Annotated in this window: 23 protein-coding genes and 1 riboswitch; of the genes, 5 read left to right on the forward strand and 18 right to left on the reverse strand. The window is 71.6% G+C overall.

All coding sequences use genetic code 11. From position 1 onward, the window contains the following. Window positions 1-15: 15 nt before the first annotated feature. Window positions 16-213, forward strand: coding sequence for an antitoxin (locus BGP73_RS10590; RefSeq protein ID WP_069814046.1), 198 nt, complete (start codon window positions 16-18; stop codon window positions 211-213). Between the two features lie 87 nt (window positions 214-300). Here the strand turns inward: BGP73_RS10590 and BGP73_RS10595 are convergent, their stop codons facing one another. Beyond that, on the reverse strand, window positions 301-1,713 hold the full coding sequence (locus BGP73_RS10595; RefSeq protein WP_069814047.1) for a peptidase C39 family protein: 1,413 nt from the start codon (window positions 1,711-1,713) through the stop codon (window positions 301-303). A gap of 429 nt (window positions 1,714-2,142) precedes the next feature. Here BGP73_RS10595 and BGP73_RS10600 point away from each other — a divergent pair, with 429 nt between their 5' ends. After that, a complete protein-coding gene (locus BGP73_RS10600; protein ID WP_244501164.1) occupies window positions 2,143-2,754 on the forward strand; it encodes a uridine kinase family protein in 612 nt (203 codons plus the stop codon). 630 nt (window positions 2,755-3,384) lie between these two features. Here BGP73_RS10600 and BGP73_RS10605 read toward each other — a convergent pair. From BGP73_RS10605 to BGP73_RS10630, 6 genes are read right to left on the reverse strand one after another with little or no spacing between them, the layout of a single operon-like run. Further along, window positions 3,385-4,860 carry a class I adenylate-forming enzyme family protein gene (locus tag BGP73_RS10605; RefSeq protein ID WP_212732801.1) on the reverse strand — a complete coding sequence of 492 codons (1,476 nt, stop codon included), beginning with the start codon at window positions 4,858-4,860 and terminating at the stop codon, window positions 3,385-3,387. After that, window positions 4,860-5,606: a CoA-transferase subunit beta gene (locus BGP73_RS10610; RefSeq protein ID WP_069814048.1), complete on the reverse strand. Its 747-nt coding sequence runs from the start codon at window positions 5,604-5,606 to the stop codon at window positions 4,860-4,862. The genes BGP73_RS10605 and BGP73_RS10610 overlap by 1 nt, the downstream gene beginning before the upstream one ends. Then, the gene (locus BGP73_RS10615; RefSeq protein ID WP_069814049.1) at window positions 5,599-6,426 is read right to left on the reverse strand and encodes a CoA transferase subunit A; all 828 of its coding nucleotides are present in this window, start codon (window positions 6,424-6,426) and stop codon (window positions 5,599-5,601) included. Before BGP73_RS10615 ends, BGP73_RS10610 begins: the two co-directional genes overlap by 8 nt. Beyond that, on the reverse strand, window positions 6,423-7,145 hold the full coding sequence (locus BGP73_RS10620; RefSeq protein ID WP_079127418.1) for an enoyl-CoA hydratase/isomerase family protein: 723 nt from the start codon (window positions 7,143-7,145) through the stop codon (window positions 6,423-6,425). Before BGP73_RS10620 ends, BGP73_RS10615 begins: the two co-directional genes overlap by 4 nt. Then, window positions 7,145-8,308: a CaiB/BaiF CoA transferase family protein gene (locus BGP73_RS10625; RefSeq protein ID WP_069814051.1), complete on the reverse strand. Its 1,164-nt coding sequence runs from the start codon at window positions 8,306-8,308 to the stop codon at window positions 7,145-7,147. The genes BGP73_RS10620 and BGP73_RS10625 overlap by 1 nt, the downstream gene beginning before the upstream one ends. 3 nt (window positions 8,309-8,311) lie before the next feature. Next, window positions 8,312-9,085, reverse strand: coding sequence for an IclR family transcriptional regulator (locus BGP73_RS10630; RefSeq protein WP_069814052.1), 774 nt, complete (start codon window positions 9,083-9,085; stop codon window positions 8,312-8,314). Window positions 9,086-9,272: 187 nt separating this feature from the next. On the opposite strand from BGP73_RS10630, the gene BGP73_RS10635 reads away from it, so the two are divergent. The 3 genes from BGP73_RS10635 (at window position 9,273) to BGP73_RS10645 (ending at window position 14,397) form a co-directional block, all read left to right on the forward strand. After that, a complete protein-coding gene (locus BGP73_RS10635; protein ID WP_069814053.1) occupies window positions 9,273-10,613 on the forward strand; it encodes an MFS transporter in 1,341 nt (446 codons plus the stop codon). A gap of 461 nt (window positions 10,614-11,074) precedes the next feature. After that, a complete protein-coding gene (locus BGP73_RS10640; protein ID WP_069814054.1) occupies window positions 11,075-13,000 on the forward strand; it encodes an AAA family ATPase in 1,926 nt (641 codons plus the stop codon). A gap of 302 nt (window positions 13,001-13,302) precedes the next feature. Further along, window positions 13,303-14,397: a PP2C family protein-serine/threonine phosphatase gene (locus BGP73_RS10645; RefSeq protein WP_069814055.1), complete on the forward strand. Its 1,095-nt coding sequence runs from the start codon at window positions 13,303-13,305 to the stop codon at window positions 14,395-14,397. Window positions 14,398-14,427: 30 nt separating this feature from the next. Here BGP73_RS10645 and BGP73_RS10650 read toward each other — a convergent pair whose 3' ends face one another. The 11 genes from BGP73_RS10650 to BGP73_RS10700 form a co-directional block, all read right to left on the reverse strand. Then, window positions 14,428-15,597: a hemolysin family protein gene (locus BGP73_RS10650; protein ID WP_079127419.1), complete on the reverse strand. Its 1,170-nt coding sequence runs from the start codon at window positions 15,595-15,597 to the stop codon at window positions 14,428-14,430. Further along, on the reverse strand, window positions 15,594-17,030 hold the full coding sequence (locus tag BGP73_RS10655) for a hemolysin family protein (RefSeq protein WP_079127420.1): 1,437 nt from the start codon (window positions 17,028-17,030) through the stop codon (window positions 15,594-15,596). The genes BGP73_RS10650 and BGP73_RS10655 overlap by 4 nt, the downstream gene beginning before the upstream one ends. A 252-nt stretch (window positions 17,031-17,282) precedes the next feature. After that, window positions 17,283-17,720, reverse strand: a complete 438-nt coding sequence (locus BGP73_RS10660) for a PH domain-containing protein (protein ID WP_069814312.1) — start codon at window positions 17,718-17,720, stop codon at window positions 17,283-17,285. Window positions 17,721-17,835: 115 nt separating this feature from the next. After that, complete coding sequence (gene hisG, locus BGP73_RS10665) at window positions 17,836-18,687, reverse strand: ATP phosphoribosyltransferase (protein WP_069814056.1); 852 nt, start codon at window positions 18,685-18,687, stop codon at window positions 17,836-17,838. 91 nt (window positions 18,688-18,778) lie between these two features. Beyond that, entirely contained in the window at window positions 18,779-19,051 is a 273-nt protein-coding gene (locus tag BGP73_RS10670) for a phosphoribosyl-ATP diphosphatase (RefSeq protein ID WP_069814057.1), read from the reverse strand. 37 nt (window positions 19,052-19,088) lie between these two features. Beyond that, window positions 19,089-19,574 (reverse strand): 6,7-dimethyl-8-ribityllumazine synthase, encoded by a 486-nt coding sequence (ribH, locus tag BGP73_RS10675; RefSeq protein ID WP_069814058.1) that lies wholly within the window; start codon window positions 19,572-19,574, stop codon window positions 19,089-19,091. A 43-nt stretch (window positions 19,575-19,617) separates the two neighbouring features. Next, window positions 19,618-20,922 carry a bifunctional 3,4-dihydroxy-2-butanone-4-phosphate synthase/GTP cyclohydrolase II gene (locus BGP73_RS10680; RefSeq protein ID WP_069814059.1) on the reverse strand — a complete coding sequence of 435 codons (1,305 nt, stop codon included), beginning with the start codon at window positions 20,920-20,922 and terminating at the stop codon, window positions 19,618-19,620. After that, complete coding sequence (locus tag BGP73_RS10685) at window positions 20,919-21,572, reverse strand: nicotinamide mononucleotide transporter family protein (protein WP_069814060.1); 654 nt, start codon at window positions 21,570-21,572, stop codon at window positions 20,919-20,921. The genes BGP73_RS10680 and BGP73_RS10685 overlap by 4 nt, the downstream gene beginning before the upstream one ends. Beyond that, a complete protein-coding gene (locus BGP73_RS10690; protein WP_069814061.1) occupies window positions 21,569-22,273 on the reverse strand; it encodes a riboflavin synthase in 705 nt (234 codons plus the stop codon). Before BGP73_RS10690 ends, BGP73_RS10685 begins: the two co-directional genes overlap by 4 nt. A gap of 1 nt (window position 22,274) precedes the next feature. Further along, window positions 22,275-23,381: a bifunctional diaminohydroxyphosphoribosylaminopyrimidine deaminase/5-amino-6-(5-phosphoribosylamino)uracil reductase RibD gene (gene ribD / locus BGP73_RS10695; RefSeq protein WP_069814313.1), complete on the reverse strand. Its 1,107-nt coding sequence runs from the start codon at window positions 23,379-23,381 to the stop codon at window positions 22,275-22,277. Between the two features lie 177 nt (window positions 23,382-23,558). Continuing rightward, a riboswitch (FMN riboswitch) is annotated at window positions 23,559-23,689 on the reverse strand. A gap of 135 nt (window positions 23,690-23,824) precedes the next feature. Beyond that, entirely contained in the window at window positions 23,825-25,048 is a 1,224-nt protein-coding gene (locus tag BGP73_RS10700) for an ROK family transcriptional regulator (protein ID WP_069814062.1), read from the reverse strand. Window positions 25,049-25,283: the final 235 nt, after the last annotated feature.

Genomic DNA, 25,283 nt, shown 5'->3' on the forward strand with positions numbered 1-25,283 from the left:
GAGAGGGGTCCGCGCATGTTCGACAAGCTGAAGAGCCTCAAGGGGAAGGCCGAGGAGGTCGCCGGAGCCCACGGGGACAAGATCACCGACGGGCTGGAGAAGGTCGGGGAGTTCGTCGACGGCAGGACCGGCGGAAAGCACAGCGACAAGATCGACAGCGGCGTCGAGAAGGCTCAGGACTTCGTCGAGCGCTTGGGCGAGCAGAAGGACTGACCGTCTTCGCCGCCGGTGGCAACCAGCCGGTCCCTGCCTGCCCCGTCGGACACGGCAGGGACCGCGCTGAAGGCTCCGGGCACTCCGTCAGCAGACCCCCAGCTCCCGCAGGACGCGGAGCTGAGCCGGGGCCGGCCGGGCCGGGAAGTAGATGTAGCAGACACCGCCCGTGCCGCCCTTGACGTTGCCCTCGGCGTCGTAGCGCTTGGTGCGCAGCCAGATGTTCTCGAACTGCCGGCGCTTGTAGACGTTGCGGACGGCCTCGTTGCTGTCACTGGCCGGATCGTTGGCGACGACGTCACCGTCCTCGGTGAACCCGACCACGCACATCAGGTGGCCGGAGGTGCCGTACCCGGCGCCGTCCAGCTCCGATTCCAGGAAGGACTGCGAGGTGATCAGCGGGATTCCGGCCCGGATCAACTTCTCGGCGTCCGTCAGGGAGCCGAGACGCATGACCACCCCCTGCATGTCGCGGTAGGTGGCCGCATAGGCGGCGTTGAAGGACCAGTTGCCGCAGCCCTCGTACTGGTAGTCGAAGGTGTGGCGGGCCGCGTGGCAGACCTGCGGGTCGGCGTAGTCGGGGTCGACCCAGGCCAGGTCTTCCTCGCTCGGCTTGCGCCCCCAGTACTCGAGGACCATCTGTGAGGAGGTGGGGCTGCACCACGCCTCGCCCCCGTTGTCGTACTCCGGGTACTGGCCGACGTGGGTGTTCTGCGAGTAGCGGGGCACCGTCAGTTCGTGGCCGGTCGCCGGCCCGGGCTCGGAGGCCGGCACGGTGAACCGGTCGGGGATGTCGGAGGCCATCGCACCCACCCGCCACACCTTCGGCGTGCGGTTGGCACCGGGCTTGCGGTAGAGGGTGAGCCGCAGCCGGTAGGAGGCGAGGCGCAGACCGCTGTCGGTGTCGTCGATGGAGAAGGTGTCGGTCCAGATGCTGCTCTTGTCGTCGCTCTGACCGTCGACGGAGGTCCGGCGGATGTCCTCGTCGGCGTCTCCGGCCGTCCAACGGCCCATCACGTACCAGGGGGTGTCGGTCCCGTCGGTGTAGGTACCGCGCAACTCGACCTGGAGCCAGGTGCCGGCCGGCGTCAGCGCGTTCCAGGAGGTGACCACCTCGCTCGCCGGGACGGCGAGCCGGCGTACCGGGCTGGTCCAGGTGGCGTACTCCCAGGCTCCGCTGGTTCCGGTGTGCGGATCGGTGTAGTCGGTGGTGCCCGCCGGTCGTCCGATGACGACTGCGGGGCGCACCCCCGCCTCGACTCGGACGCCGCGAGCGGTGCCGGCGCGCCAGTCAGGAACACTGCTCCAACCGTGGTAGGCCACGCGGGGCACGTCCTTCGCTCGGTCAGGGGACGAGAGGGCGGGGTCGGCGGGGCCTCCGGTGGCCGAGCCGTCGGCGGAGCGCGGTGCGGCGATCGCCGAGGGGGCCGCCGCCGCGCCGGCCGCCGCCGCGAGTGCTGCGGCCAGGACGGTGCGCCGTGGAGTGGGTCTGGTGGTCATAGCAGGTGCTCCCCCAGTCACGGGTCGAGGGCTCGTACGAGGGCGGCGGTGCACGCCGGATGCACAACTATCTCTGCCGGAACGCTGTTCGACCAGAGCTTTCGAGCGCGCGCCATGATGATTATTGGTCAAGACCACTGATGTGGAGGTCGGGCCGTCCACTCGATCCACCGCCTTCCAGAAGATCCCGGTCGAGACGGCCCTGTGCCACCGTCAGGCTCCGCCGTCTCCGGGGCGGCGGAACTGCGCGATCTGAGGGCTGTCCCGTGATCCCCGGCGGATCAGCGCCCGGCGTCAGATGCGGTGCGTCGCAAGGCGGAGGGACGTCCCGATACTGGGCGTATCGGGGTGTTCCGACAACGCGGCGGGGTGCCGGAGCTGACGCCGGGCGCCCACCAGGGATTACGGGACAACCCTTAAGCTGGCCGGGTGGTGTGCCCGGACTTCGATCCCCCGGTCGGCGCCGACCTCGGCGCGCTCTCCCGGTGGCTGCGCGCCCAGCCGCCCTCCTGCGGGCCGGTTCGGCTGGTCGCCCTGGACGGGCACGCCGGTTCGGGTAAGACGACGCTCGCCGCGCGGTTGGCCGAGGAACTCGGCGACGCCCCGGTACTGCATCTCGACGACCTGGCCAGCCACACCGGGCTGTTCGACTGGATGGGGCGACTCCGGGAGCAGGTGCTCGCTCCGCTCTCCGACGGTCGGGTGGCCCGCCACCAGGTCTACGACTGGGTTGAACGGCGGTTCGACGCGGAACGCTCCCTGTCTCCGGCCCCCGTCGTCCTGCTGGAGGGGGTCGGATCCGGACGGCGCGCGGTCCGTCCGTACCTGAGCCGGCTGCTCTGGGTCGACGTGTCCCCGCGGAGAGCGTGGGCGCGGGGCAGGCTGCGGGACGGCGACGGGCTCAGCGAGTTCTGGGACGGCTGGACGGTGGCAGAGCGGCGGCACTTCGCAGCGGACCCCTCACGCCCCCACGCGGATCTGCTGGTCCGCCGCGACGAAGGCGGATACCGGCTGCTGCCGGGGCCGGCCCTCGAACACTGATGCGGCGTCACCGGGTCCTCAACTCCGTGCAGCTCCAGTGGGCGCGGATGACGGCGGCTCCGTCGGGAAACCCGGGAGCGGCGGCGGGACGTCGGATCCGGTCATCGTACGTCCGGCACAGTCGGCCGATGCGGCGCCTCCGAGCCACCATCCGCCCGGAGCAGCCGCCGCAAGTGGCCCGACCACAAGTCGGAGCTGCATCCCGTCGCCCTGAGCTCCGTTGCGGTGCTGGTGCCGGACGCGGCCGACGCAACGACGGTGTGCTCACCCACGCTCACCAAGCGCTTCCGTCCAGCTTGACCTGTCGACCGCCGAAGACTTACGTTCTCAGGGGTGGGCCTACGACCCGCCCCCGAGAACGCGAGGCCCCCGGTTGTTCCCCCGTGACCGGGGGCCTCGTCCATTCCACGTCGTATCCCTCCACGCGAGCGAGGGCCCGTGCCGAGCCGCACCACCGGTCGACGCGTGCGGCAGCTCCGCAGGAATCGCTCCGGAGAGGCTCCGGACTGCGGACACCCCGCGGCAGCTCGTTTTCCCAGCATTTCTGGAATCGATTCCGGCTGGGCGATGCCCGTGGTCGTCCCGGGGCGGTGAGCCGACCGGCGTGACCCGCACTCTCGTCTCGGGACTTCAGGTGCCTGCTCGGGCAAGGCTCCTGAGGCTCGTTCGGTCGATCTTGCCCAAGCCGTTCACGGGAAGCTGGTCGAGGACACGCACCTCAGCGGGGACGTACATCCGGCTGAGTCGCTCCGCGATCCAGGACCGGAGGTCATCGGCCGGGACCTCCCCCTCGCCGGTGGTGGAGACGAACGCGACAGGCACCTCACCCAGGTCCGGGTGCGGTCGGCCCACCACGCAGCAGTCGAGCACCGCCGGGTGGGTCACCAGGACCTGCTCGATGTCCGAGGGGACGATGTTCTCTCCGCCCCGGATGATCGTGTCCTTCAACCGTCCGGTGATCGTGAGATATCCGTCTGCGTCGAGGCGTCCCAGGTCTCCGGTGTGCAGCCATCCGTCCTCGACCGGATCCGCCGCGTCCGTGCCGACGTAACCGCTCATCACGGCCTCGCCGCCGATGAGGATCTCGCCCTCTTCGCCGACGTCCATCGCCCGGGTCGAGCCGGGCACCGCGATCCGGATCCGCTGCCCGGCCAGTGCCGTGCCCACAGACCCGAGCCGCGGCTCCTCCACCGGATTCATGGTGCTGGTGCAGGTGGCCTCCGACATGCCGTACGACAACACGACCGGCACCCCGAACCTCCGCTCGATCGCCGCCTGCTGATGCGCGGTGATCGGTGCGGAACCGCACCGGACGAACCGCAGCGAGGGGAAGGACTCGCCGTCGGCGATGTGCTCGAGCATCCGCAGGTACATCGTCGGGACGCCGGTCACGTACGTCGGCTGATGGACGCGGACGGCGTCGACCGCGTCAGCTGGTTTGAAACGGTCCATGAGGAAGACCGTGGCGCCGGCCAGCAGCGGTGCCAGGACTTGGTTGTTCAGTCCGTTCGTGTGGTGCACCGGCATGATGTGCAGCAACCGGTCGCTCGTGGTCAGTCGGGTCTGGGCGACGACTCCGGCGGCGTTCACCAGGAGATTGCGGTGGGAGAGCAGGACGCCCTTCGGGCGACCGGTGCTGCCCGAGGTGAAGAGCATGAGCGCCGGATCCCGTGGCCCGAGCACCGGCCGTTCCGCCGGCGACCCCGCGGCCGGGTCAAGCGTCGGCAGGCCGCGGCCCGACAGGGAGGCCGCGCGATCCTCGTCGGCGACCACCGCGGCCATGCCCACGGCTCGCGCCTGGTCGATGATCTTGTCGTCGGGCAGACGGGGGTCGAGGAAGCCCGGGCAGGCGCCGGCGAGCATCAGGCTGAGGAACGACGCCAGCGATCGCGGGCTCTTGCCCGTGAGCATCCCCACCACCGCGCCCGGCCGCAGCCCGGCATCGGTCAACGCCCCGAGGCCGGCGAGCACCTCGTCACGCAGGCGGGCGTAGCTGATCTCCGTCCCGCCGCTCACGAACGCGGTCCGTCCCGCCGCAGCGTGCTCGTCCAAGGCGACTGCCAGGGCATCCGCCATACCGGTGTGGTTCTCGGCGATGTTCCTCATCACAGGCGGACCCCCGCATCGGCTTCGAACGTCCCGTCGGGGTCGAGTGCCCGCAGGGCGGCGGTTTCGGCGGCGGTCGGGGCCGCGGTGGGCGGGACCCCCTCCGCGTCGACGGCGAATCCGGTGCGTTCCGCTACCTGCCCGGCGATGACGTCCGGATGGTGCGACATCAGCGTCATCCGGCCATCGACCAGCTGGAACACGCCCAGCGGCGTCACCAACCCGTGCATGCCCCCGGCGGCCGTGACGAAGTCCAACTGTTCGACCAGGGTGCGAGTGCTGTGTTCGGTGCGCCAGGTCACGGAACGTCGAGCGGTCGGCAGCATCACGGCTCCGCCGCCACCGCCCGGAAGGCGGACCTTCGGCTTGTCCCAAGGACCGATGCTCGACACGTTCGTGCGCCCCTGTCCGTCGATCTGGGCCGCGCCGAGGAAGCACAGGTCCATGCCACCACGGCAGCACAGGTCGTAGAAGTCCTCGTTGGCGAAGATCGAGGCCGATCCTAGGGTCAGCACCGGGTCCGAGCTCGAGATGGGGGCCCGGTGCGGTTCCGGGTCGACGCCGCCGGCGACGTTGATGTACGTGAAGTCGAAGTCGTAGGCGCGCTTGGCCAGCAGACAGGCCATCATCGGCAGTGTGGAGTTGACGCCGCTGAACGTCACTTCCCCCGGGCGCACGAAACGGGCGAGGTTCGTGACCACGTAGGAGAACGGGGACCAGGTGGTCGGCGTGGTCGTCTCAGGCACGGGTCGCCTCCTTGGTCTCCGGCGCCGCGGCGAGGTGGCGCTGCAGAGCCGCCTCGCCCTCCTCCAGGTAGGCGTCGATCGCGGGATAGTCCACCTCGTCCTCGGGCCAGCAGGAGCCCGGCCAGGCACCGCCGGGGACGACGGCATAGGCCTCCACGAGGAAGTGCGGCACCAGGGTGAGCTCGGGGCGAGCCTGGAACTCCGCCACCGGCACCTCGCGCTCGGCCACCACCAGGACCTTGCCGGCGGCGCGCGTCATGATCCGGTCCCAGTGCGTCGTCCCGGTGACCCGGGCATCGCCCTGAGGCGTCACCTCGTTGACGTGGATCACGGCGACGTCCGGCCGGATCTCCGGAATCACCCAAGCGGAACGGCCGGGCTGGTACGGATCGTCCAGCCGCACCCAGCCGTTCAGCCGTGCCAGGTCCGAGCCGTCGATCCCGGCGCACGGCTGGAACGGCACGCCGAAGGCCGCGGCGCGCAGCCCGGCGGTCAGTGTCGCGCACGCGTGCTCCTCGAGTGCCAGCGCGCCGGACTCGATCGCCCGCCGGTAGTGCGGGGCCAGACCGTAGTTGCCCTCCATCGCAACGATCCCGGTCTTGGCTCGCGTCGCCACGCCGGCGCGGCAGAGCAGATCGATGTCGTAGCCGGGCGACTGCTTCACGATCTCCAGATCACGGCGGGCCTGCCGGATCAGCTCCCGCACCAAGGCGTTCGGCCCTCGGTGCAGGAAGCTGCCTCCCAGGGTGATCGAGTCACCGTCTGAGACGAGCGCCGCGAGTTCGGACAGCGAGCGTCGCTTGGACGAGCGAGTGGTCATCGTGACTCCTCCTTGAAGGCCCGGATGCGGTCGACCAGGCCGGGCGCGGCCGCGGAGCGCACCAGTTCGGCGAGGTCACCGTCCCGGGTGTCCGGGGTGAGGCAGTGATGCAGACGGGCCGAAGCCGTCGGTGAGAGCGAGCGGGCGTGACGCGCGCGCTCCAGCACGACGCTCTCCCACTCCTCCCGGGCGGTGACGTGCGACGCCACGCCCGCCCGGAGAGCCTCGGCCGCGGAGATGGTGCGTGCCTCCTGCAGCATCGCCAGCGCGAAATCGCGGCCCGTCCGTTGGGCGAGACGGCGGGTGCCCAACGCCAGACCGAAACGGAATCCTGGCATCCGGAGCGTGGCCGACGGGTCGAAGACCCGGTGATCACAGGCCACGGCGAGATCCGCGCCGGCGCCGAAGGTAGGACCGTGCACCAGCGCCAACGTCGTCACCGGCGCGTGCGCGACGGCCTGCAGCAGTTGTTCGATCCGGATGAAACGGCGCAGCAGGGTTGCCTCGCCCTGCTCGTCGAAGCCCGAGAAGTCGAAGCCGGCGCTGAACGACTTGCCCGAACCGCGGAAGACGAGCAGGCCGGTGCCGTTGGAGCAGGCCTCCCGCACCTGATGGAGCAGCCCCTCGACCAGCGGTTCCGAGAGGCTGTTGCGCTTGGCGTCCCGGTTCAGTGTCAGGGTCGTGACGTCGCCATCGTGATCGACCAGCAGATCGCCCATCATGACGCCTCGGAGGAACGCAGGTCGGCGCCGTCAGGGCACACTTCCCCGGTGTGCTCTCCCAGCGCAGGAGGATGGCGGTAGACGGGGAAACCGCGTCCGTCGAACCGCAGCGGGGAGCCGAATGTGCGGGTGACCGTGCCGTTGGGCAGTTCGAGCGGTTCCACCCAGCCCATCGCCTCGACCTGGGGATCGTCGAGCGCCTCGGAGTACTTATTCAGCGGCGACCCGGGCACGCCCGCGTCGCGGAGCGCCTCCAGTACGTCGCTGCGATCGCGCGTCGCGAAGATGTCCTCCACGATCCGCTTCAGCTCGCCCTGGTGGGCCGCGCGGTCGACCGTGGAGACGAACCGCGGATCCTCGACCAGCTCGGGCCTGCCGAACGCCCGGCAGAAGGCCGCGAACAACCCGTCGTTGCCCGCCGCCATCGCCACGTGCCCGTCCCGGCAGGCGAACACCTCGTAGGGCGCGTTGCGCGGGTGAGCCGCGCCCAGGGCGACCGGGTCGACGCCGCTGCCGAAGAGCTGACTGGTCTGCAGCGCCGCGATGGCCAGGCTCGAACCCAGCATCGAGGCATCGATGTGGACGCCCCGGCCGGTCGCGCGGGCCTGGTGCAGAGCGCTCACGATGGCGAACGCCCCGTAGAGGCCGGTCGCGAAATCGGATATGGGGACACCGCACTTCACCGGATCCCCGTCGCGTTCCCCGGTGACGCTCATGATCCCGCTCATCGCCTGCACGGTGAGGTCGAAACCGGCCTCCGCGCGGCGCGGCCCTTCCTGTCCGAAGGCCGAGATCGAGCAGTAGACGATCGCCGGGTTGAGTGCTACGACCTCCTGGTAGCCCAGTCGGAGCCGGCCCATCACGCCGGGACGGTTGTTCTCCACGACCACGTCCGCACCGGCCATCAGGTCCAGAGCCGTTCGGCGCTGCCCGTCGTCCTTCAGGTCGAGCGCCACCGAACGCTTGTTGCGGTTCAGCGACGCGAAGTTCTCGCTGTAGCCGTCCGAGATCGGCGGCCAACTGCGCATGGAATCCCCGCCGGCAGGGTTCTCGATCTTCACCACGTCGGCGCCGAGGTCTGCCAGCAGCATCCCGCAGAACGGGCCGGACGCCACATGACAGACCTCCACCACCCGGAAGCCCTCCAACGGCCTGGTCATGCTTCAGTCCCCTTCCCACGTCGAGATCAACTGGTCGTATCTGGAGCAGCCCATCGCGATCGACGCGTCGCGAGCGGCCGTCCGGACGGCGGCGATGTGGTCGTCGGTGCCCGGCTCGATCCGCGACAGCGGACCGGAGACGCCGAGCGCCGCAGCCGGCACCCCGCCGGGCCCCAGGACGACGGCGGCCAAGCCCCCCACCTCGGCCCGCCACTCACCGCGGTTGACCGCGTACCCCTGCTGGCGGACCGTTTCCAGCTCGCCCCGTACGGCGTCGGCCTCGGTGGTCGTGGCCTCGGTGTACGAGTCGAGGACCGGCGGAAGCTCGGCCAGCAGCGAAGCCGGCTGGTACGCCAGCAGGGCCTTGCCGGAGGCGACGCAGTGCGCCGGCGCCCGACCGCCCACCCGGGAGTAAGCCCGCACCGGTTCGGAGCTCTCGATCTTGTGGAGGTAGATCACCTCCCACCCGTCGAGCAGCGCCAAGTGCACCGTCTCGCGCGTCTGCGCGGCCAGCCGCTCCATCGCGGGCTGCGCCAGGGTGCGCACATCGACCCGGTCCGCGATCGCGTTGCCCAGCTCGAACAGCTTGAGTGAGCAGGCGTACACGCCACCGGCCCCGGCCGTCACATAGCCGGCCGCCTGGAGCGACTGCAGCGTGCGGTGGATGTTGCTCTTGGGCCGGCCGAGTTCGCGGGCCAGGTCGCTGACGCCCCGCGGCTCGCTGCTCGCGGCGAGAGCCTCCAGCACTGACAACCCCTTCAACAATGTCGAGTCCATGGAACCAACCTAGCAGGCGTTCCATTATCTAGAACGCCGTTCCAGATAAGACGTTAGACGCAGGGCGCACGACCGGGCAAGGCGCCGGGTGGGCCGCAGACGTGACCGTTGACACGTTGGGAATGTCACGCTTCCATGTTCCGGAGGCCGAAACGGCGTTCTAAATATTGGAACAGAGGGAGGGTTCATGACGAAACCTCAAGGGCGGGCAGGAAAGGCGGGGGCCGTCGTACGTGTGACGAGCGGCAACTTCCTGGAGATGTTCGACTTCATGGTGTATGGCTTCTACGCCACCGCCATCGCGAACGCGATGTTCCCGTCAGGCAACGAGTTCCTCGCGCTCATGCTGTCGCTGGTCACCTTCGGCGTCGGTTTCCTCATGCGCCCGCTCGGCGCGATCGTCCTCGGCGCCTACATCGACAGACACGGCCGGCGCCAGGGCCTGATCCTCAGCCTGAGCATCATGGGAGTAGGCGTGCTACTGCTCGCCCTGACCCCCACTTACGCGACCATCGGCGCCCTCGCACCGATCCTCGTCCTCGTCGGTCGACTGCTTCAGGGCTTCTCCGCCGGAGCCGAGTCCGGAGGCGTCTCGGTCTACCTTTCCGAGATCTCCCCGCCCGGGCGCCGGGGCTTCTACGTCGCCTGGCAGTCCGCCAGCCAGCAGGTCTCGGTCGTGGTCGCCGCTCTCATCGGCGTGGCACTGCACTTCAGCCTCTCGGCCGACCAGACCGCCGCCTGGGGCTGGCGCATCCCGTTCCTCTTCGGTTCGCTGATCGTGCCGTTCCTGTTCTACGTCCGCAGGAGCCTGCAGGAGACCGACGACTTCGCGGACCGTGCCGCGCGCAGGCAGCGCCCCAGTTTCCGCGAGGTGTACCGCACGATCCTGCGGGAGTGGCGCATCGTCGGGACAGCAGTCCTCCTGGTGACCCTGACGAGCGTGATGTTCTACCTCATCACCGCCTACACGCCGACGTTCGGCGAACGCGAACTCGGCCTCTCCGCCATGGACAGCTACACCGTGACCCTGGTCGTCGGCGTGTCCAACTTCGTCTGGGTGCCCGTGATGGGAGCCGTCTCCGACCGCTTCGGCCGGATCCCGGTCCTGATCACCTTCTCCACACTGGTGGCGGTCACCGGATACCCGGTCATGGTCTGGCTGGTGGCCGACCCCAGCTTCGCTCGTATGATGACGACCCTGCTGTGGCTGTCCTTCCTGTACGGCGGCTACCAGGGCGTCATGGTGGTCACGCTGACCGAGATGATGCCGGCCGCCGTCCGCGCGACCGGCTTCGCCCTCGCCTACAGCCTCGCCCAAGCGGTCTTCGGCGGCTTCACCCCGGCGATCTGCACCTGGCTGATCGAAGTCACCGGAAGCCGCGCCATGCCGGGGCTGTGGCTCGCCGGGTCCGCCGTCATCAGCGTCCTCGGAACCCTTCTGCTCGCCCGGTCCGGAGCGTTGCGACGCGGCGCCGCGAACGACGGGCCCACCACGGCCGACCTCCCGCAGCCCTCACCGACGGCCTGAGAGGCACTGCCCGAGCACTCCGCCGGGAAGTCCCCGCACGTCCGTGATCCCGGCAGGTGGGCCGAGCCCCGGCCCCCAGGGGCTTCGGAGCGGCCGGGGCGGACGTCGAGGACGACCGACTCGTCCCCGCGGCCCCTCTCCGCCACCGACCGGCCTTCCCGGGATGCAACCCCGGAAGGCCGCACCGCTGGGCCCGGCACACCAGTCCAGGCTCCGCAAGAGACCACGAAGCCCGGGATATCCGGTCGACCACCGAACCGGGCTTCGCCCCGCCGACCCCGTGGGGAAACATCGGATACCGGCCTGGCTGGCCAACGCGCACCCTTCGGCGCGTGACGTCCCCGCAGGTACGATGCTTTCCGGGACATTGCGGCAAGTCCCGTCCACAGCACGGTGGTTCGGAAGGTGACAGCCGAGCGTACGGTGACGTACGCCGCGGGGGGCACGGTCTGGGGGACGCGATGGACTTCACGCAGGGCGCCCATGATCCGGCTGATCTGGCCTGGCTGCGCGGGGTGGACGCCTACACCATGGGCGCCTATCCGCAGGCCGAGGAGGAGTTCCGGTCCGCGGTGCAGAGCGACCCGGGTATGGCCGACGCCTGGCTCGGCCTGCACGCACTGCGGGTGGAGACCAGTACGGCGCTGCTCCGGATCTACCAACACCGGGAGCGCTTCGGCGAACAGCGCGCCCGGCACCGGCGGAAGCTGAACTCCTGGTACTGGCTGGGCTGGTGGGTACAGCCCGTGCTGGAGACCCCCCGGGACCTGCGCCTCGCGCACGCCTCCCACTGGCTCGACGGCCGGCACGTCGCGGAGCTCGACCGGGCGCTCGCCGCCTGCCCTCCGGTCGACGCCGACCCGCAGGCACGCTTCCTGCACGCCTGCCGCGCCTACCTCGTCAAGGACTGGGAACGTCTGGTGCTCCACACCGACCCACTGCTGGACGATCCGCTGCTGGGGATCGAGGCCAGGCTCTTCGCCGGGATGGCACGGGTCCGGCTGGAGATGTACCAGCAGGCGCAGCCGCTGCTGGACGCCGCGCTGATGCGCTGTCGCAGCGAGCAGCCGCAGCGCAAGGAGTTGCGCTACTGGCTGGCCCGGGCACATGAGGGCACCGGCCGCACCGCCGCGGCCCTCCCCCTCTACCGTGCGGTCCACCGCACGGATCCCACCTTCATGGACACCGCCGCCCGGCTGGCCGCGATCTCCGACGGCGACGGTTTCGAGGAGGCCGGCGGCCTCGCCGCGCTCTCCCTTTCCGGGGCCGCCGGCCCCGAGGGGCTGGAGGGCTCGCTGGAGCCGCCCGGCACGACCGGCTACGAGTTCGGGGACGCAGGCGAGTTCGCCGTTCCACCGGAGGAGGAGCAGCCCCCGGCCGGCGCCGCGCCCTCCGAGGCCGACAGCCCCCGGGAGAAGGGGGCGCCGCCGGGCCCGGATACGGCGAACGGCGCGGGATCCTCGCCCCTGCCGTCCGGGCCGGCCGACCCCGCCCTGCTCGAGGAGGCGCTGGCGGAGCTGGAGCGCATGGTGGGGCTCGAGCCGGTGAAGCGGCAGGTGCGGGCGCTGTCGGCACAGCTGCGGATGGCCCGGCTGCGGGTCAGCGAGGGGCTGCCGGTCCAACCGCCGAAGCGGCACTTCGTCTTCTCCGGCCCCTCCGGCACCGGGAAGACCACGGTGGCCCGCATCCTGGGCCGGGCCTTCTACTCGCTCGGTTTGCTCGGGGGCGACCACCTCGTCGAGGCGCAACGTTCCGACCTGGTCGGGGAGTTCCTCGGGCAGACGGCGGTGAAGGCGAACGAGCTGATCGACTCCGCACTGGGCGGGGTGCTCTTCGTCGACGAGGCGTACAGCCTTTCGAACACCGGTTACAGCAAGGGTGACGCCTACGGTGACGAGGCCCTGCAGGTGCTGCTCAAGCGGGCCGAGGACAACCGCGACCGGCTGGTGGTCATCCTCGCGGGCTACCCGGAGGGGATGGACCGGCTGCTGACGACCAACCCCGGGCTGGCCTCACGCTTCACCACCCGGGTGGACTTCCCCAGCTACCGGCCGCCCGAGCTGACCCGGATCGGGGAGGTACTGGCAGCTGAGAACGGCGACCACTGGGACGAAGAGGCTCTTGAGGAACTCCGGAGCATCAGCGATCACGTGGTGGAGCAGGGGTGGATCGACGAGCTCGGCAACGGCCGCTTCCTTCGTACCCTCTACGAGAAGAGCTGCGCCTACCGCGACCTCCGGCTCTCCGGCTACGGCGCCGAGCCGACCCGCGAGGACCTCGCCACGCTCCGGCTCCCCGACCTCATGCAGGCCTACGGCGAGGTGCTCTCCGGACGCGGACCGACCCGGCCCGGACCACCGGACTCCGGCCCACAGGACCGGTTGTGACCGTCGAGGACCGGGCGGGGCCGGGCCCCGCGGCATCCCACCACCGATCGGTCCGCCCGGGGGCACCGGAGCCGCCATCCGGCTGATGCCGCTCCGCCGGTCGGTGCGGCGCCGGACCCCACCGCGCAGAATGGCTCCGGCGGTGCGGGCGAGGTACGGACCGGGTCACCGCGGCGAGGACGGGAGGCAGAACCGATGGCCGGGGCGATCAGCACGTGCGGCCGGGCAGACCGGCAGTCCGGGTGACGGCCGACCTGCCTGACCCGCCCCACTTCCCGGGGCGCCGGAGAGCGGCCCCCGACGTGCAGCTGACCGACGACCGGAAGTTGGCCACCCTGGTGCTGGTGGTGACCGGGGTCGTGGTCTGGCTCGATGTGTGGACGGGCACGTCCGTACGTCTGGTCCGGCTGCTGGTCGTGCTGCCCGCCTTCGTGGCCGGGCTGGGGAACGTGCGGCAGACCACTGTGGTCGCCGGCTGGGTGTTCGTCGTGGTCACGACCGCGGCGCTCATCCCTCCGTACAACATGGGCGACACCTTGGCCGCGATCGTGCTGGAGCTGATGTTCTGCGGGTTGAGCGTCGGCGCCTGCCACTGGCGGATCCGGCGGGAGAGTGAGATCAGGCGGCTACGCTCCGCCGCGGTGGCCCTGCAGCGGCAGATCCTCCGCCCCTTCCCGCTGCGAACCGCGGAACTCTCTGTCGACGGCCTGTACGAGCCGCTGCAGGAGGACCGGCTGATCGGCGGGGACGTCTACGAGGTGGTGGCCTCGCCGTACGGCACCCGGGTGCTGATCGGCGATGTGCAGGGCAAGGGTCTGCCGGCGATCGGGGTCGGCTTCGCCGTGCTGGGCGCCTTCCGCGAGTCCGCGGTGCGCGAACCCACGCTCACCCGAGTGGTCGACGCGCTCGAGGAGGCGGTCGTCCGGCACAACCGCTTCTCGAAGCAGTCAGGTGATCTGGAGCGCTTCGTGACCGCCCTGGTGTTGAGCATCGACGACGGCCCCCGGGTGCAGGCCGTCAACTGCGGGCATCTCCAGCCTCAGTTGCTGAACGCCGACGTGGTGTCCGCGATCGACCTAGGGACGGCCGACGTGCCGTTGGGCATGGCGGAACTCACGGGTGGTGTGCGGTCCACGGCCGACTTCGGTTTCCCCTCCGCCGCGACGCTGCTGATCTGCACCGACGGGGTCACCGAAGCCCGGGGGCCGGCGGGCGACTTCTACCCCCTCGAAGAGCGGCTGCCGCGGTGGACCGGACTGGCTCCGGCAGAGCTGACCGAGGAGTTGCGGGGCGATCTGACCCGCTTCTCCCGGGGGGTGCAGCGTGACGACATCGCGATGCTGGCGCTGCGGCGGCGGCCGCAGCCCGCGGCGGCCGACGAGGGCAGCGCCGGCTGACGCGCTCCGGTCCCGAGGCCCCCGGTCCCGTCAGCCGATGCCCGCCCCGCTGCGCCGCCCTCCGGCCGGGCGCGGCTGCGGGGTAGGCGGGCCGCTCCCCGCTCGGCCGAGCGGTTCGGGCACTACGGGCCCGGCCACCGGACGGTGCCCGGGCGGGCCGCCCCGTGGGCCGTGGCGGTGGGCTGGGTCCCGCACCTCCCCGACCAGCATCTCCAGTACGTTCTCCAGGGCCACCAGGCCCAGCACCCGGCCGGAGGCGTCGGCCACCTGCGCCAGATGTGTCGCCGCCCCGCGCATCACGCCGAGCGCGTCGTCCAGCGGCAGATCGGCGGGGAGGGTGGCCATCGGCCGCCAGAGCCGGCGGGGCACCGCTCGGTCGGGTGCCTCGAGGTCAAGCACGTCCTTCACATGGAGGTAGCCCAGGAACGCACCGCCCGGGGCCCGCACCGGGAAGCGGGAGAACCCGGTCCGCACGGTCAGTTCCTCGATCCGGCTCGGTGTCACCGACGGATCGACGGTGACCAGTGCGGACGGGTCGAGAAGAACCTCGGTGACCGGCAGGCTACCCAGCCCCAGGGCGTCCGCCAGCCGCGCCCGCTCCCCCGCTCCGAGCAGGCCCGCCTCGCGGGAGTCGTCCACCAGCCGGGTGAGCTGCTCGCTGGTGCACACGGCGTCGACCTCGTCCCTGACCTCGACCCGGAACAGCCTCAGCACGGCACCGGCGCAGTTGCCGAGCAGTGTGGTGATCGGCCGGCACAGCCGTGCGAAGGCCACCAGGGCCGGGGCGAGCCGCAGGGCGGTCCGCTCGGGCGCAGCCATGGCCAGGTTCTTCGGCACCATCTCACCGACGACCAGGTGGAGGGAGACAACCGCCGTCAGGGCTATGGCGTAGCCCAGCGGATGGACCAGCGGCGCCGGCATCCGCACCGCTCGGAAGAGCGGTTCCAGCAGACGGGCGACGGTGGGTTCGGCGACCGCGCCGAGAGTGAGTGAGCAGACGGTGATACCGAACTGGGCGGCGGCCATCATCTGCGGGAGGTTCTCCAGCCCCCGCAGGACCGTCCGGGCGCGCGCCGAGCCCTCCGCGGCGAGTGGTTCGATCTGGCTGCGGCGCACCGACACCAGTGCGAACTCGGCGCCCACGAAGAAGGCGTTTCCCAGGAGCAGTAGAGCGGCGAAGAAGAGTTGGAGCAGGCTCACCGCAGCGCCGCCTCAGGGCTCGGCACGGGTGGCCGGCTCCCGCCACGCTCCTCGGGGCCGGCCCCGGCCCTCCGAACCGGGGGTTCGGGTCGCCGCCCGTGCGGGGGCCGGAAGGGGCCGGCAGGCACGGCGCCGGGTCGGACCACCCTGATCCGTTCGGCCCGGTGGTGCCCCACCGCCCGCACCCGCAGCTCCCAGCCCCCGGCCTCGGCGACGTCGCCGGGCACGGGAATCCGGCCGAGGAGGTCGGCCACCAGGCCGGCCACCGTCTCGTACGGCCCGTCAGGTGCCTGGAGGCCGATCCGGCGGAGGGCGTCCAGTCGGCAGCCGCCGTCGGCGTCCCAGGCGGACCTGCCGTCCTGGACGGGAGCGGCGACCAGTTCCGGCTGGTCGGCCAGGTCGTGTTCGTCGCGTACCTCGCCGACGAGTTCCTCGACGATGTCCTCCAGCGTCACCACACCGGCCGTACCGCCGTACTCGTCCACCACGACGGCTATCGGCTGCTCGCTGCGGAGCCGCTCCAGCAGCGGCTGCACCGGCAGCGTCCGGGGCACCATCAGGGCCGGCCGGGCGATCCTGGCGACGGGCGTGCGGAGCCGCTCCTCGACGGGCACGGCGAGGGCGTCCTTGAGGTGCACCATGCCGACCACCTCGTCCAGCCGCCCGCGGTGGACCGGGAACCGGGAGAGGCCGGTGGCCCTGGTGAGGTTCACGACGTCCTCGGCCGTCGCGGAGGCGTGGAGCGCGCTGACCCGTACCCGGGGGGTCATGACGTGGTGCGCGGTCAGTCCGGCCAGCGAGAGGGTGCGCACGAACAGGTCGGCCGTGTCCTGTTCGAGGGCGCCGGCTCGGGCGGAGTGCCTGGCCAGGGAGACCAGTTCGCCGGGGGTGCGGGCCGACTCCAACTCCTCGGTGGGCTCCACGCCCAGGGCCCGCACCAGTCGGTTGGCGAAGGCGTTGAGCACGGCGATGACCGGCCTGAACACGTGGGTGAAGGCCTGCTGCGGGCGGGCTGCGAAGCCGGCGACCCGCAGCGGCTGGGAGACCGCCCAGTTCTTGGGCACGAGTTCCCCGATCACCAGTTGCGCCGCCGAGGCGAGGAGCATGCCCACGACCACGGCGACGCCGGGCACCATCCCGGCGGGCAGACCGGTCGCGGTGACGGGGCCGGTGAGCAGTCGGGCGAGCGCCGGTTCGGCCAGCATGCCGACCGCCAGTGAGGTGATGGTGATGCCCAGTTGGGTGCCGGAGAGTTGGAACGACAGCTCGGGCAGGGCCGCCACGACTGATCGGGCTCTCCGGTCCCCCTCGGCGGCGGCGCGCTCGGCCTCGCCCCGCTCGACGGTGACCAGGCTGAATTCGGCGGCCACGAAGAAGCCGTTGGCGACCACCAAGAGGATCGCCGCAGCCAGCAGGAGCAGTGGGATGGTCATACCGCCGCCTCCGGGAGGGAGGCGGCGCAAATATTAACGGACGGGCCGTCCATTGTCGGAGGATTCACTCCTCGGTCAGCAGGTGCCCCGTGGGTCGCGGTCCGCGCGGCCCGGGTCGGTGCGGGGTGGGGCGCCCAGCGCGCCACCGGGGACCAGACTAATCACTGGGGAATTCGCTGCGAACCCACCCGGAGTAGCCGTCTTGGAGAGGCCGGTTGGACTGGCGGCGGGACCGACCGGGACCGTCCCGCCTCAGGCCCCGGGGCTTCCGGACCCGTAGTGATCGGCCAGAGCCCGCAGCGCACGGGCGTCGGCGATGGCCCGCCCCTTGGCCAGACCGGGCTGGATCCCCATGGCAGCCATATGGCTGCCGTCGGCGAGGTCGAGGTAGACCCAGGGGTCGCCGGCACGGAGGTTCACACGGATCACCTCCGCCCATTCGAGTCTGCGCACGGTGGTGATGTTGACGACGGTGATCCCCTCGCGGTCGGCGTCCACTCGGGGCCGGCTGAGCAGGCCGAGAACGCCGAGGAAGAGCAGCCCGACGAAGACGAAGCTGCTCCGCTCACCTCCTCCGAGCGAGGGCAGCAGCACGGCCACGGCCGTGAGCACGGCGAACAGCGAGCCGCCCACCGTCAGCAGCACCACCCGGGTGACGGTGGGCCGGAAGACGACCGGCAGGTCCGGCAGGTCCGCTGGGGCGGACCCGGCCGGTGTACCGCCGACCCCTTGCTGTGCCGCCGCGGGGGACACCGGACCGTCCGCCCCGGGCTGTTCGTCGTGGTTCACGGGATGAAGCTCCGTCTCAGAGCCGGCAGGCGTGGATGCCGGTGGTCAGGATGGCGCGGGCGCCGAGTTCGTAGAGTTCGTCCATGACGCGCTGGGCGTCCATGGAGGGAACCATCGAGCGGACAGCGACCCAGCCTTCATGGTGCAGCGGGGAGACCGTCGGCGACTGGAGACCGGGGGTGAGCGCCACAGCGCGCTCCACGTGTTCCACCCGGATGTCGTAGTCCATCATCACGTAGCGCCGGGCGACGAGGACGCCCTGCATACGCCGGAGGAACTGGCTCACCTTGGGGTCCTCGTCGATCTTCTGGCCGGTGCGCCGGATGACGACCGCCTCGGACTCCAGGATCGGTTCGCCGATGACCTCGAGCCCGGCGTTCCGCAGCGTGCTGCCGGTCTCCACCACGTCGGCGATGACCTGCGCGACCCCGAGCTTGATCGCTGTCTCCACCGCGCCGTCCAGCTGGACCACGGCCGCGTCCACCCCGTGCTCGGCGAGGTGCTTCCTGACCAGGCCGGGGAAGGAGGTGGCGATGGTCATGCCGTCGAACTCGGTGACGCCCGAGGCGGTGCCCGGCAGGGTCGCGTAGCGGAAGGTGGAGGCGGCGAAGCCGAGCTGCATGATCTCCTCCGCCTGCGCCCCGGAGTCCAGCAACAGGTCCCGGCCGGTCAGCCCGATGTCGAGTTGGCCGGAGCCGACGTAGACGGCGATGTCCCGGGGCCGGAGGAAGAAGAACTCCACACCGTTGGCGGAGTCCACCAGCACCAGTTCCCTGCGGTCCTTCCGCTGCTGGTAGCCGGCCTCATGGAGCATCGCCGCCGCAGGCTCGGACAGTGAACCCTTGTTCGGGACGGCGATGCGCAGCATGGGGCGGTGTTCCTTCGTCTGTTCGGAGATGTGGATCGACAAGTCGACAACAGGTTCGGGGAGCGGCCGGCAGGGATCCCGGCGTCCCGGCTCACAGATGAGCGTATACGTCGTCGAGGGAGATCCCTCGGGCGACCATCATCACCTGAAGGTGGTAGAGAAGTTGCGAGATCTCTTCGGCGGTACGGTCGGTGCCCTCGTGCTCGGCGGCCATCCACACCTCGGCCGCCTCCTCGACGACCTTCTTCCCGATGGTGTGGACCCCCGCGGCCACCAGCTCGGCGGTGCGGGAGGTGGCCGGGTCGCCGACGGCGGCCTTGTGCTGGAGCTCGGTGAAGAGCTCCTCGAATGTCTTGTTCGCCATGGTGGTGCCAACCTACCCAATCGCCGCGTCGGCCCGTTCAGCGACGGGGTCCTGCGATACGGCGGAGAGTGGTCGCCGTGGACAGCGCGGCCAGGACGGCTTCACGCCCCTTGTCCTCCTTCGATCCCTCCAGGCCGGCCCGCTCGACCGCCTGCTCCTCGGTGTCACAGGTGAGCACGCCGAAGCCGACGGGGACGCGCGTGTCCACCGAGACCTGCACCAGGCCCTGTGTGACGCCCTGGCACACGTAGTCGAAATGCGGGGTGCCGCCCCGGATCACCACCCCGAGGGCGATCACCGCGTCGTATCCGCGCTCCGCGAGCACCTTGGCGGCGACCGGCAGCTCGAAGCTGCCCGGCACCCGCAGCAGCGCGGGCTGGTCGACGCCCACCTCGCGCAGCGAGCGCAGCGCGCCGTCGACGAGTCCGTCCATCACCTGGGTGTGCCACTGCGAGGCGACGACGGCCACCCGCAGGTCCGCGCAGTCCGTCAGGGATACCTCGGGGGCTCCTTTACCGCTCACTTCTCTCCTCGGGGTGTTCGGGTTGTTCTGTCCACCGCTGGCCTCACTGGGCGGGTCCGGCGTCCGCCGCCAGCCAGGGGAGCTCGTGCCCCATCCGGTCCCGCTTGGTCAGCAGGTAGCGGATGTTGTGCTCGCCGGCCTGCACCGGCATCGGCTCCTGGCCGGTGATCCGCAGGCCGTGGCGGCGCAGCGCTGCCGTCTTCTCCGGGTTGTTCGTCATGAGCCGGGCGCTGACCACCCGCAGGTCGGCGAGGATGCCGGCGCCGGCGGCGTAGTCCCGGGCGTCCGCGGGCAGGCCGAGCTCCAGGTTCGCGTCGAGGGTGTCGTGCCCCCGCTCCTGCAGTTGGTAGGCGCGCAGTTTGGGGAGCAGTCCGATGCCGCGTCCCTCGTGGCCTCGGAGGTAGACCACGACACCGCGGCCCTCCTCGCTCACCCGGCGCAGGGACGCCTCCAACTGCGGCCCGCAGTCGCAGCGCAGTGAGCCGAAGACGTCTCCGGTGAGGCACTCGGAGTGCACCCGCACCAGCACGTCCTCGCCCGCGGCGACATCCCCCACGACGAGGGCGATGTGCTCGATCCCGTCGGCCGCCGACCGGTAGCCGTGGGCACGGAACTCGCCGTGGGCGGTGGGCAGCACGGTCTCCGCTTCCCTGCGCACCACCGGTTCGGCCCGCCTGTGCACCACTGGTTCGACGGACCGCCGGTAGGCGGCGAGGTCCTCGATGGAGATGATCGGCAGGCCGTGCTTCCGGGCGAAGGGCACCAGGTCCGGCAGTCGCATCATGGTGCCGTCGTCCGCGGCGATCTCGACGATCGCCGCGGCCGGGCGCAGTCCGGCCAGCCGGGCCAGGTCGACGCCGGCCTCGGTGTGGCCGGGGCGCTCCAGCACCCCGCCGGGACGTGCCCGCAGCGGGAAGACGTGGCCGGGGCGGACGAAGTCCGCGGGCCGGCTCCTGCCGTCGGCCAGCAGTCGGAGGGTGGTGGCGCGGTCGGCGGCCGAGATGCCGGTGCTGGTGCCGTGTGCGGCAGCGGCGTCCACCGACACGGTGAAGGCCGTGCCCATCGACTCGGTGTTCGCGGCGACCATCTGCGGAAGGTCGAGCCGGTCGAGTTCGGTGCCGGGCATCGGGGCGCAGATCAGCCCCCGGCACTCGGTCATCATGAAGGCCACCCACTCGTCGGTGGCCTTCTCGGCGGCGAGGACGAGGTCCCCCTCGTTCTCCCGGCTCTCGTCGTCGACGACGACGACCGGCCGGCCCTCCGCGATGGCGGCGACGGCCCGTCCCACCGGGTCCAGGGCGAGGTCGCGCTCGTCGGCGTCGTGTCGGACGCTCTGCGGGAGGCTCATGCCACCGCTCCTTCCGGGAGGGGCCGGGCCGCGGCCCGGGACCGTGCCCACCAGGACCGCAGCCCCCACAGGACCAGGCCGAGGTAGACGACGTAGACCAGGCCGGAGAAGGCCAGGCCGCTGCTGAAGGCCAGAGGGACGCCTACCACGTCCACCAGCAGCCAGGCGAACCAGAACTCGACGAGCCCTCGGGCCTGGGCCACCATGGCGGCGAGGGTGCCGACGAAGATGTAGGCGTCGGGCCAGGGGTTCCAGGACAGCGTGGGGACCGCGGTGAACAACGCGCCGACGGCCAGGGTGCCGAGGAGTGTGCCGCCGATCAGCCACCCGCGCTCCCGCCAACTGGCGAACCGCACCGCGATGCTGCCGTCCTGGGCCTGCCGCCGGCCCCGCTGCCACTGGCGCCAGCCCCAGCCGGCGACCCCGATGACCAGCAACTGCTTGCCCACACCACCGCTGAGCTGCGCGGAGGCGTAGGCTGCGACGAGCACCAGGCCGGAGAGAAGCTGGGCGGGCCAGGTCCATATGGAACGGCGCCAGCCGAGCGCGAGTGCGGCCAGCCCGATGAGGTTGCCGGCCATGTCGGACCAGATGACCTGCTGGTCGAAGGCTTCGAAGGCGACGCTGTTCAGCCAGTGCGCGAGGTTCATCGCACTCCCTCCGTTCCCACGCCGGGCTCCGGTCCCGCGCCGGGCACTGCAGTCGGTTGTTCGCCGTCAGCCGCGCGGTGGGATGCGGCCTGGAGTCCCGCGGGCAGGAGCCGTTCGACGTACTTCGCCAGTACGTCGACCTCCAGGTTCACCGCCGCGCCCGGCTGCTTGATGCCGAGGGTGGTCAGGGCGAGGGTGGTGGGGATCAGGCTCACGCTGAAGTGGTCGTCGGCGGCGTCCACGACGGTGAGGCTGACCCCGTCGACGGTGATCGAGCCCTTCTCCACCACGTAGCGGGCCAGGGAGGGCGGCAGCGAGACCTTGACGACCTCCCAGTGCTCACCGGGCAGCCGTTCGAGGATCGTCCCGGTGCCGTCGACGTGGCCCTGGACGAGGTGGCCGCCGAGGCGCCCGCCGAGCGGCACCGGCCGTTCGAGGTTGACCCGGGAGCCAGGGGCGAGGGCGCCGAGCGAGGAGCGCCGCAGGGTCTCCGCCATCACGTCGGCGGTGAACTCGCCGTCCGCCGTTTCGACGACGGTCAGGCAGACGCCGTTGACGGCGATCGAGTCGCCGTGCCGAGCGCCTGCGGTGACCTTCGGTCCGCGCAGCCGGAAACGGCTGGCGTCGGTGCCCGCGGCGGAGTCTCCGAGCTGTTCGACGGCGGTGACCTCGCCCAGTTCTTCCACGATTCCGGTGAACACTTCACTTCTCCTCTGGGCTGCTGGACAAGGCGCTGGAGGGGCGGGGGACGGCGGTGATGCGCTGGTCGGGGCCGATCGGAGCGGTGTCGATCACGTCCAGCCGCACGGCCTCGCCGATGGAGGTGATGCCGGCGTCCCCCAGGGCGGAGGCGCCCGACCCCAGCAGGACCGGGGCGAGGTAGCCGACCACCCGGTCGATCGCTTCTGCGGCGAGGAAGGCGCCGGCGAGCGTCGGCCCTCCCTCCAGCAGGACCGACCGGACCCCCCGTCGGTGGAGGGCGGCGAGGAGGGCCGGGATCCGCAGGCCTCGGCCGTCCGGGGAGCGCGGCAGCCGGAGGACTTCGGTGAGGCCCTCGAGGTGTGCGGCCTCGCTGTCCTCGGCCACCGCCACCAGGGTGGGCGCGGTGGCGTCGAGCACCCGGGCGTCCGGATTGACGGCGGTCGCCTCGCTGTCGAGCACCACCCGCAGCGGTTGCCGCAGGTCAGCGGTGTGCCGGCCGGGAGCCCGGACGGCGAGGTGCGGGTCGTCCAGCCGGGCGGTGCCGGATCCGACGAGGACCGCGTCCGCTTCGGAGCGCAGCCGGTGCACGTCGGCTCGGGACTGCGGGGAGCTGATCCAGCGGCTGCTGCCGTCCGCCGCGGCGATCCGCCCGTCGAGGGTGGCGGCGTACTTCCAGAGCACGAAGGGCCGGCCGAGGCGGAGCGCGGTGAGCCAGGCGATGTTGCCTTCCTCCGCCTCTGCGGCCAGGCCCCCCGAGACCACGTCCACTCCGGCGGCGGCCAGTGCCGCGGCTCCCCCGGCGGCCGAGGGGGTGGGGTCGGGGACCGCGTAGACGACCCGGGTGATCCCCGCGGTGAGCAGCGCCCGGGTGCACGGGCCGGTACGGCCCTCGTGGTCACAGGGTTCGAGGGTGACGACGGCGGTGCCGCCGCGAGCCCGCTCACCGGCCGTACGCAGGGCGTTCACCTCTGCGTGCGGGCCTCCGGCCCGCTGGTGGTATCCCTCCCCCACCGGCCGACCGGCTGTGTCGAGGACGACGCAGCCGACGACGGGGTTGGGGCTGGTGCGGCCGAGGCCACGGGCCGCGAGCGCGATCGCGCGACGCATCGCGTCGGTCTCCGACTGCACTGCTGTCGCGGGGGCCACCGGGTCTCCTGCCTCTTCGGCACGGACTCCGGGGCTGTCACGAAGGACAGAAGCGGAAGCAACGCATCTCAGGCGCGGGGTCCGGTTGCGGTCGCCCCTGCGGGGGCGGCTGCGGGACAGCGCGCCGACACGTGTCCGCCGCGCACTGCCTCCCATCCGGACTTTAACCGTCGGTCCAGGAATTTCACCTGGTCAACCGCCCACTGGCAGTGGGCGGGTCGCGGACTGTAACCGCCGGCTCGGACTTTCACCGACCCCGGAGTGCGCTGACGTATCTGTACGACATCAGTGTGCCACGTCCGCGGGGAGTCCGGGCGGGCGTGCCCTGTGGGCTGCCTCACGCGAGGCTCCGACTCCGGCCGCCGGCCCGGGCGAGGACGCTCTGGACGGTCCCCGCTCGGCGGTCAGTCGACGGAGCCGAACACCGCTTCCTGGGCCGCGTCCATCGCCGTCAGCACCGCCCCGCGCAGTACGGCCGCACCGCCCATCGCCCCGACCCGCACTTCGGTGGTCAGCGGTGAGATCCGGGAGAGCCGGTCGGCGGTCCGGCGGGCGAGTTCGGCGCCGCCGGCCCGGCCGACCTCGCCGCCGAGGACCACACACCCCGGGTCGAGCACGGCGCACACCGCGGCCACCCCGACGGCCACCCGCCCGGCGAGTTCGTCGAGGAAGGCGTCGGCGGCGGACCGGTCGGCCGACACGGCGGCCCGCACCACGGCCTCGGCCGCGGCGGCGTCCCCGGCCGTCGGTCCGGGGTCCAGGCCGTGTTCCCGTGCGAGAGCGCAGACCGCCGCGCTTCCCACCTGGGAGTGGAGACCGCCGGTGCATCCGGTCGCCGTGGGCAGGGCGGAGGTGCCCGGCACCGGCAGGAAACCGATCTCGCCGGCGCCCCCGGAGGCTCCCCGGCGCAGCGCCCCGTCGAGCACCACGGCCGCCCCGACACCGTGTCCCAGCCAGACCAGGACGAAAGTACGGCGGTCAGTGGCCGCTCCCAGTCGCTGCTCGGCGACGGCGGCCAGGTTGACCTCGTTGTCCAGGAGGACGGGCAGGTCGAAGCGGGCCCGGAGTTCGGTGACGAGAGCCCCGTGCCAGGCGGTGGGCGGGCCGCCGGTCGGGCGGAGACCTCCGGTCGCCGGGTCGACGAGCCCAGGGGCGCCCAACCCCACGGTGTGCAGTCGGGCGGCACCGGCTTCGGCGGCGGTCCGCTCCAGGAGCGTCGCGGCGCCCGCCACGATCCCGGCTGCGTCCTCCTCCAGGGGTTGGTCGACGGGCAAGGAGCCTTCCACGAGGGTTCTCCCGAGCAGGTCGGTGATGACGACGGTGACACGGTCGGTGCGGACGTCGACACCGGCCAGGTGCGCCAGGTCGGCGACCAGCCCGTACACCTTGGCGTTCGGTCCGCGCCGCTCGGCACCGGTCTCTCCGACGACCTCGACGAGGCCGGCGGCGCGCAACCGTTCGACGAGATCAGCCACGGTGGGCCGGGAGAGCCCGGTCTCGGCCTTGAGTTGCGCCGCGGTGAGCGGCCCCTTCCGCTGGAGCAGCCGGAGCGCTCGCCGGTCGTTGATGGCCCGGGCGGTGCTCGGGGAGGCCGGCCGGCCGAGCGGGTACTCGGAGATCGGTGTCATGGGGCCGGTCCTTCCGGGGGTTCTGCGGCAAGTTGCCTGGGCTCGCTGCCCGTTAATCATCAGGGAACCTTCCTGATAATTTAGCCTGGCTCAGCGGCTGACCACCGGCCCGGCGTCCCTGCGATCCCGGGCCTTGCCGTGACGGACTCATCGGGGAGGGAAGCCAGTGGACGGCATCGGCGTATCGGCCGGCGGCGACGGCCCGGGTACGCGGCCGGGACCCGAGTCGGGCCGG

It is taken from the genome of Streptomyces sp. TP-A0874, from assembly GCF_001748085.1.
Taxonomy (GTDB): domain Bacteria; phylum Actinomycetota; class Actinomycetes; order Streptomycetales; family Streptomycetaceae; genus Streptomyces.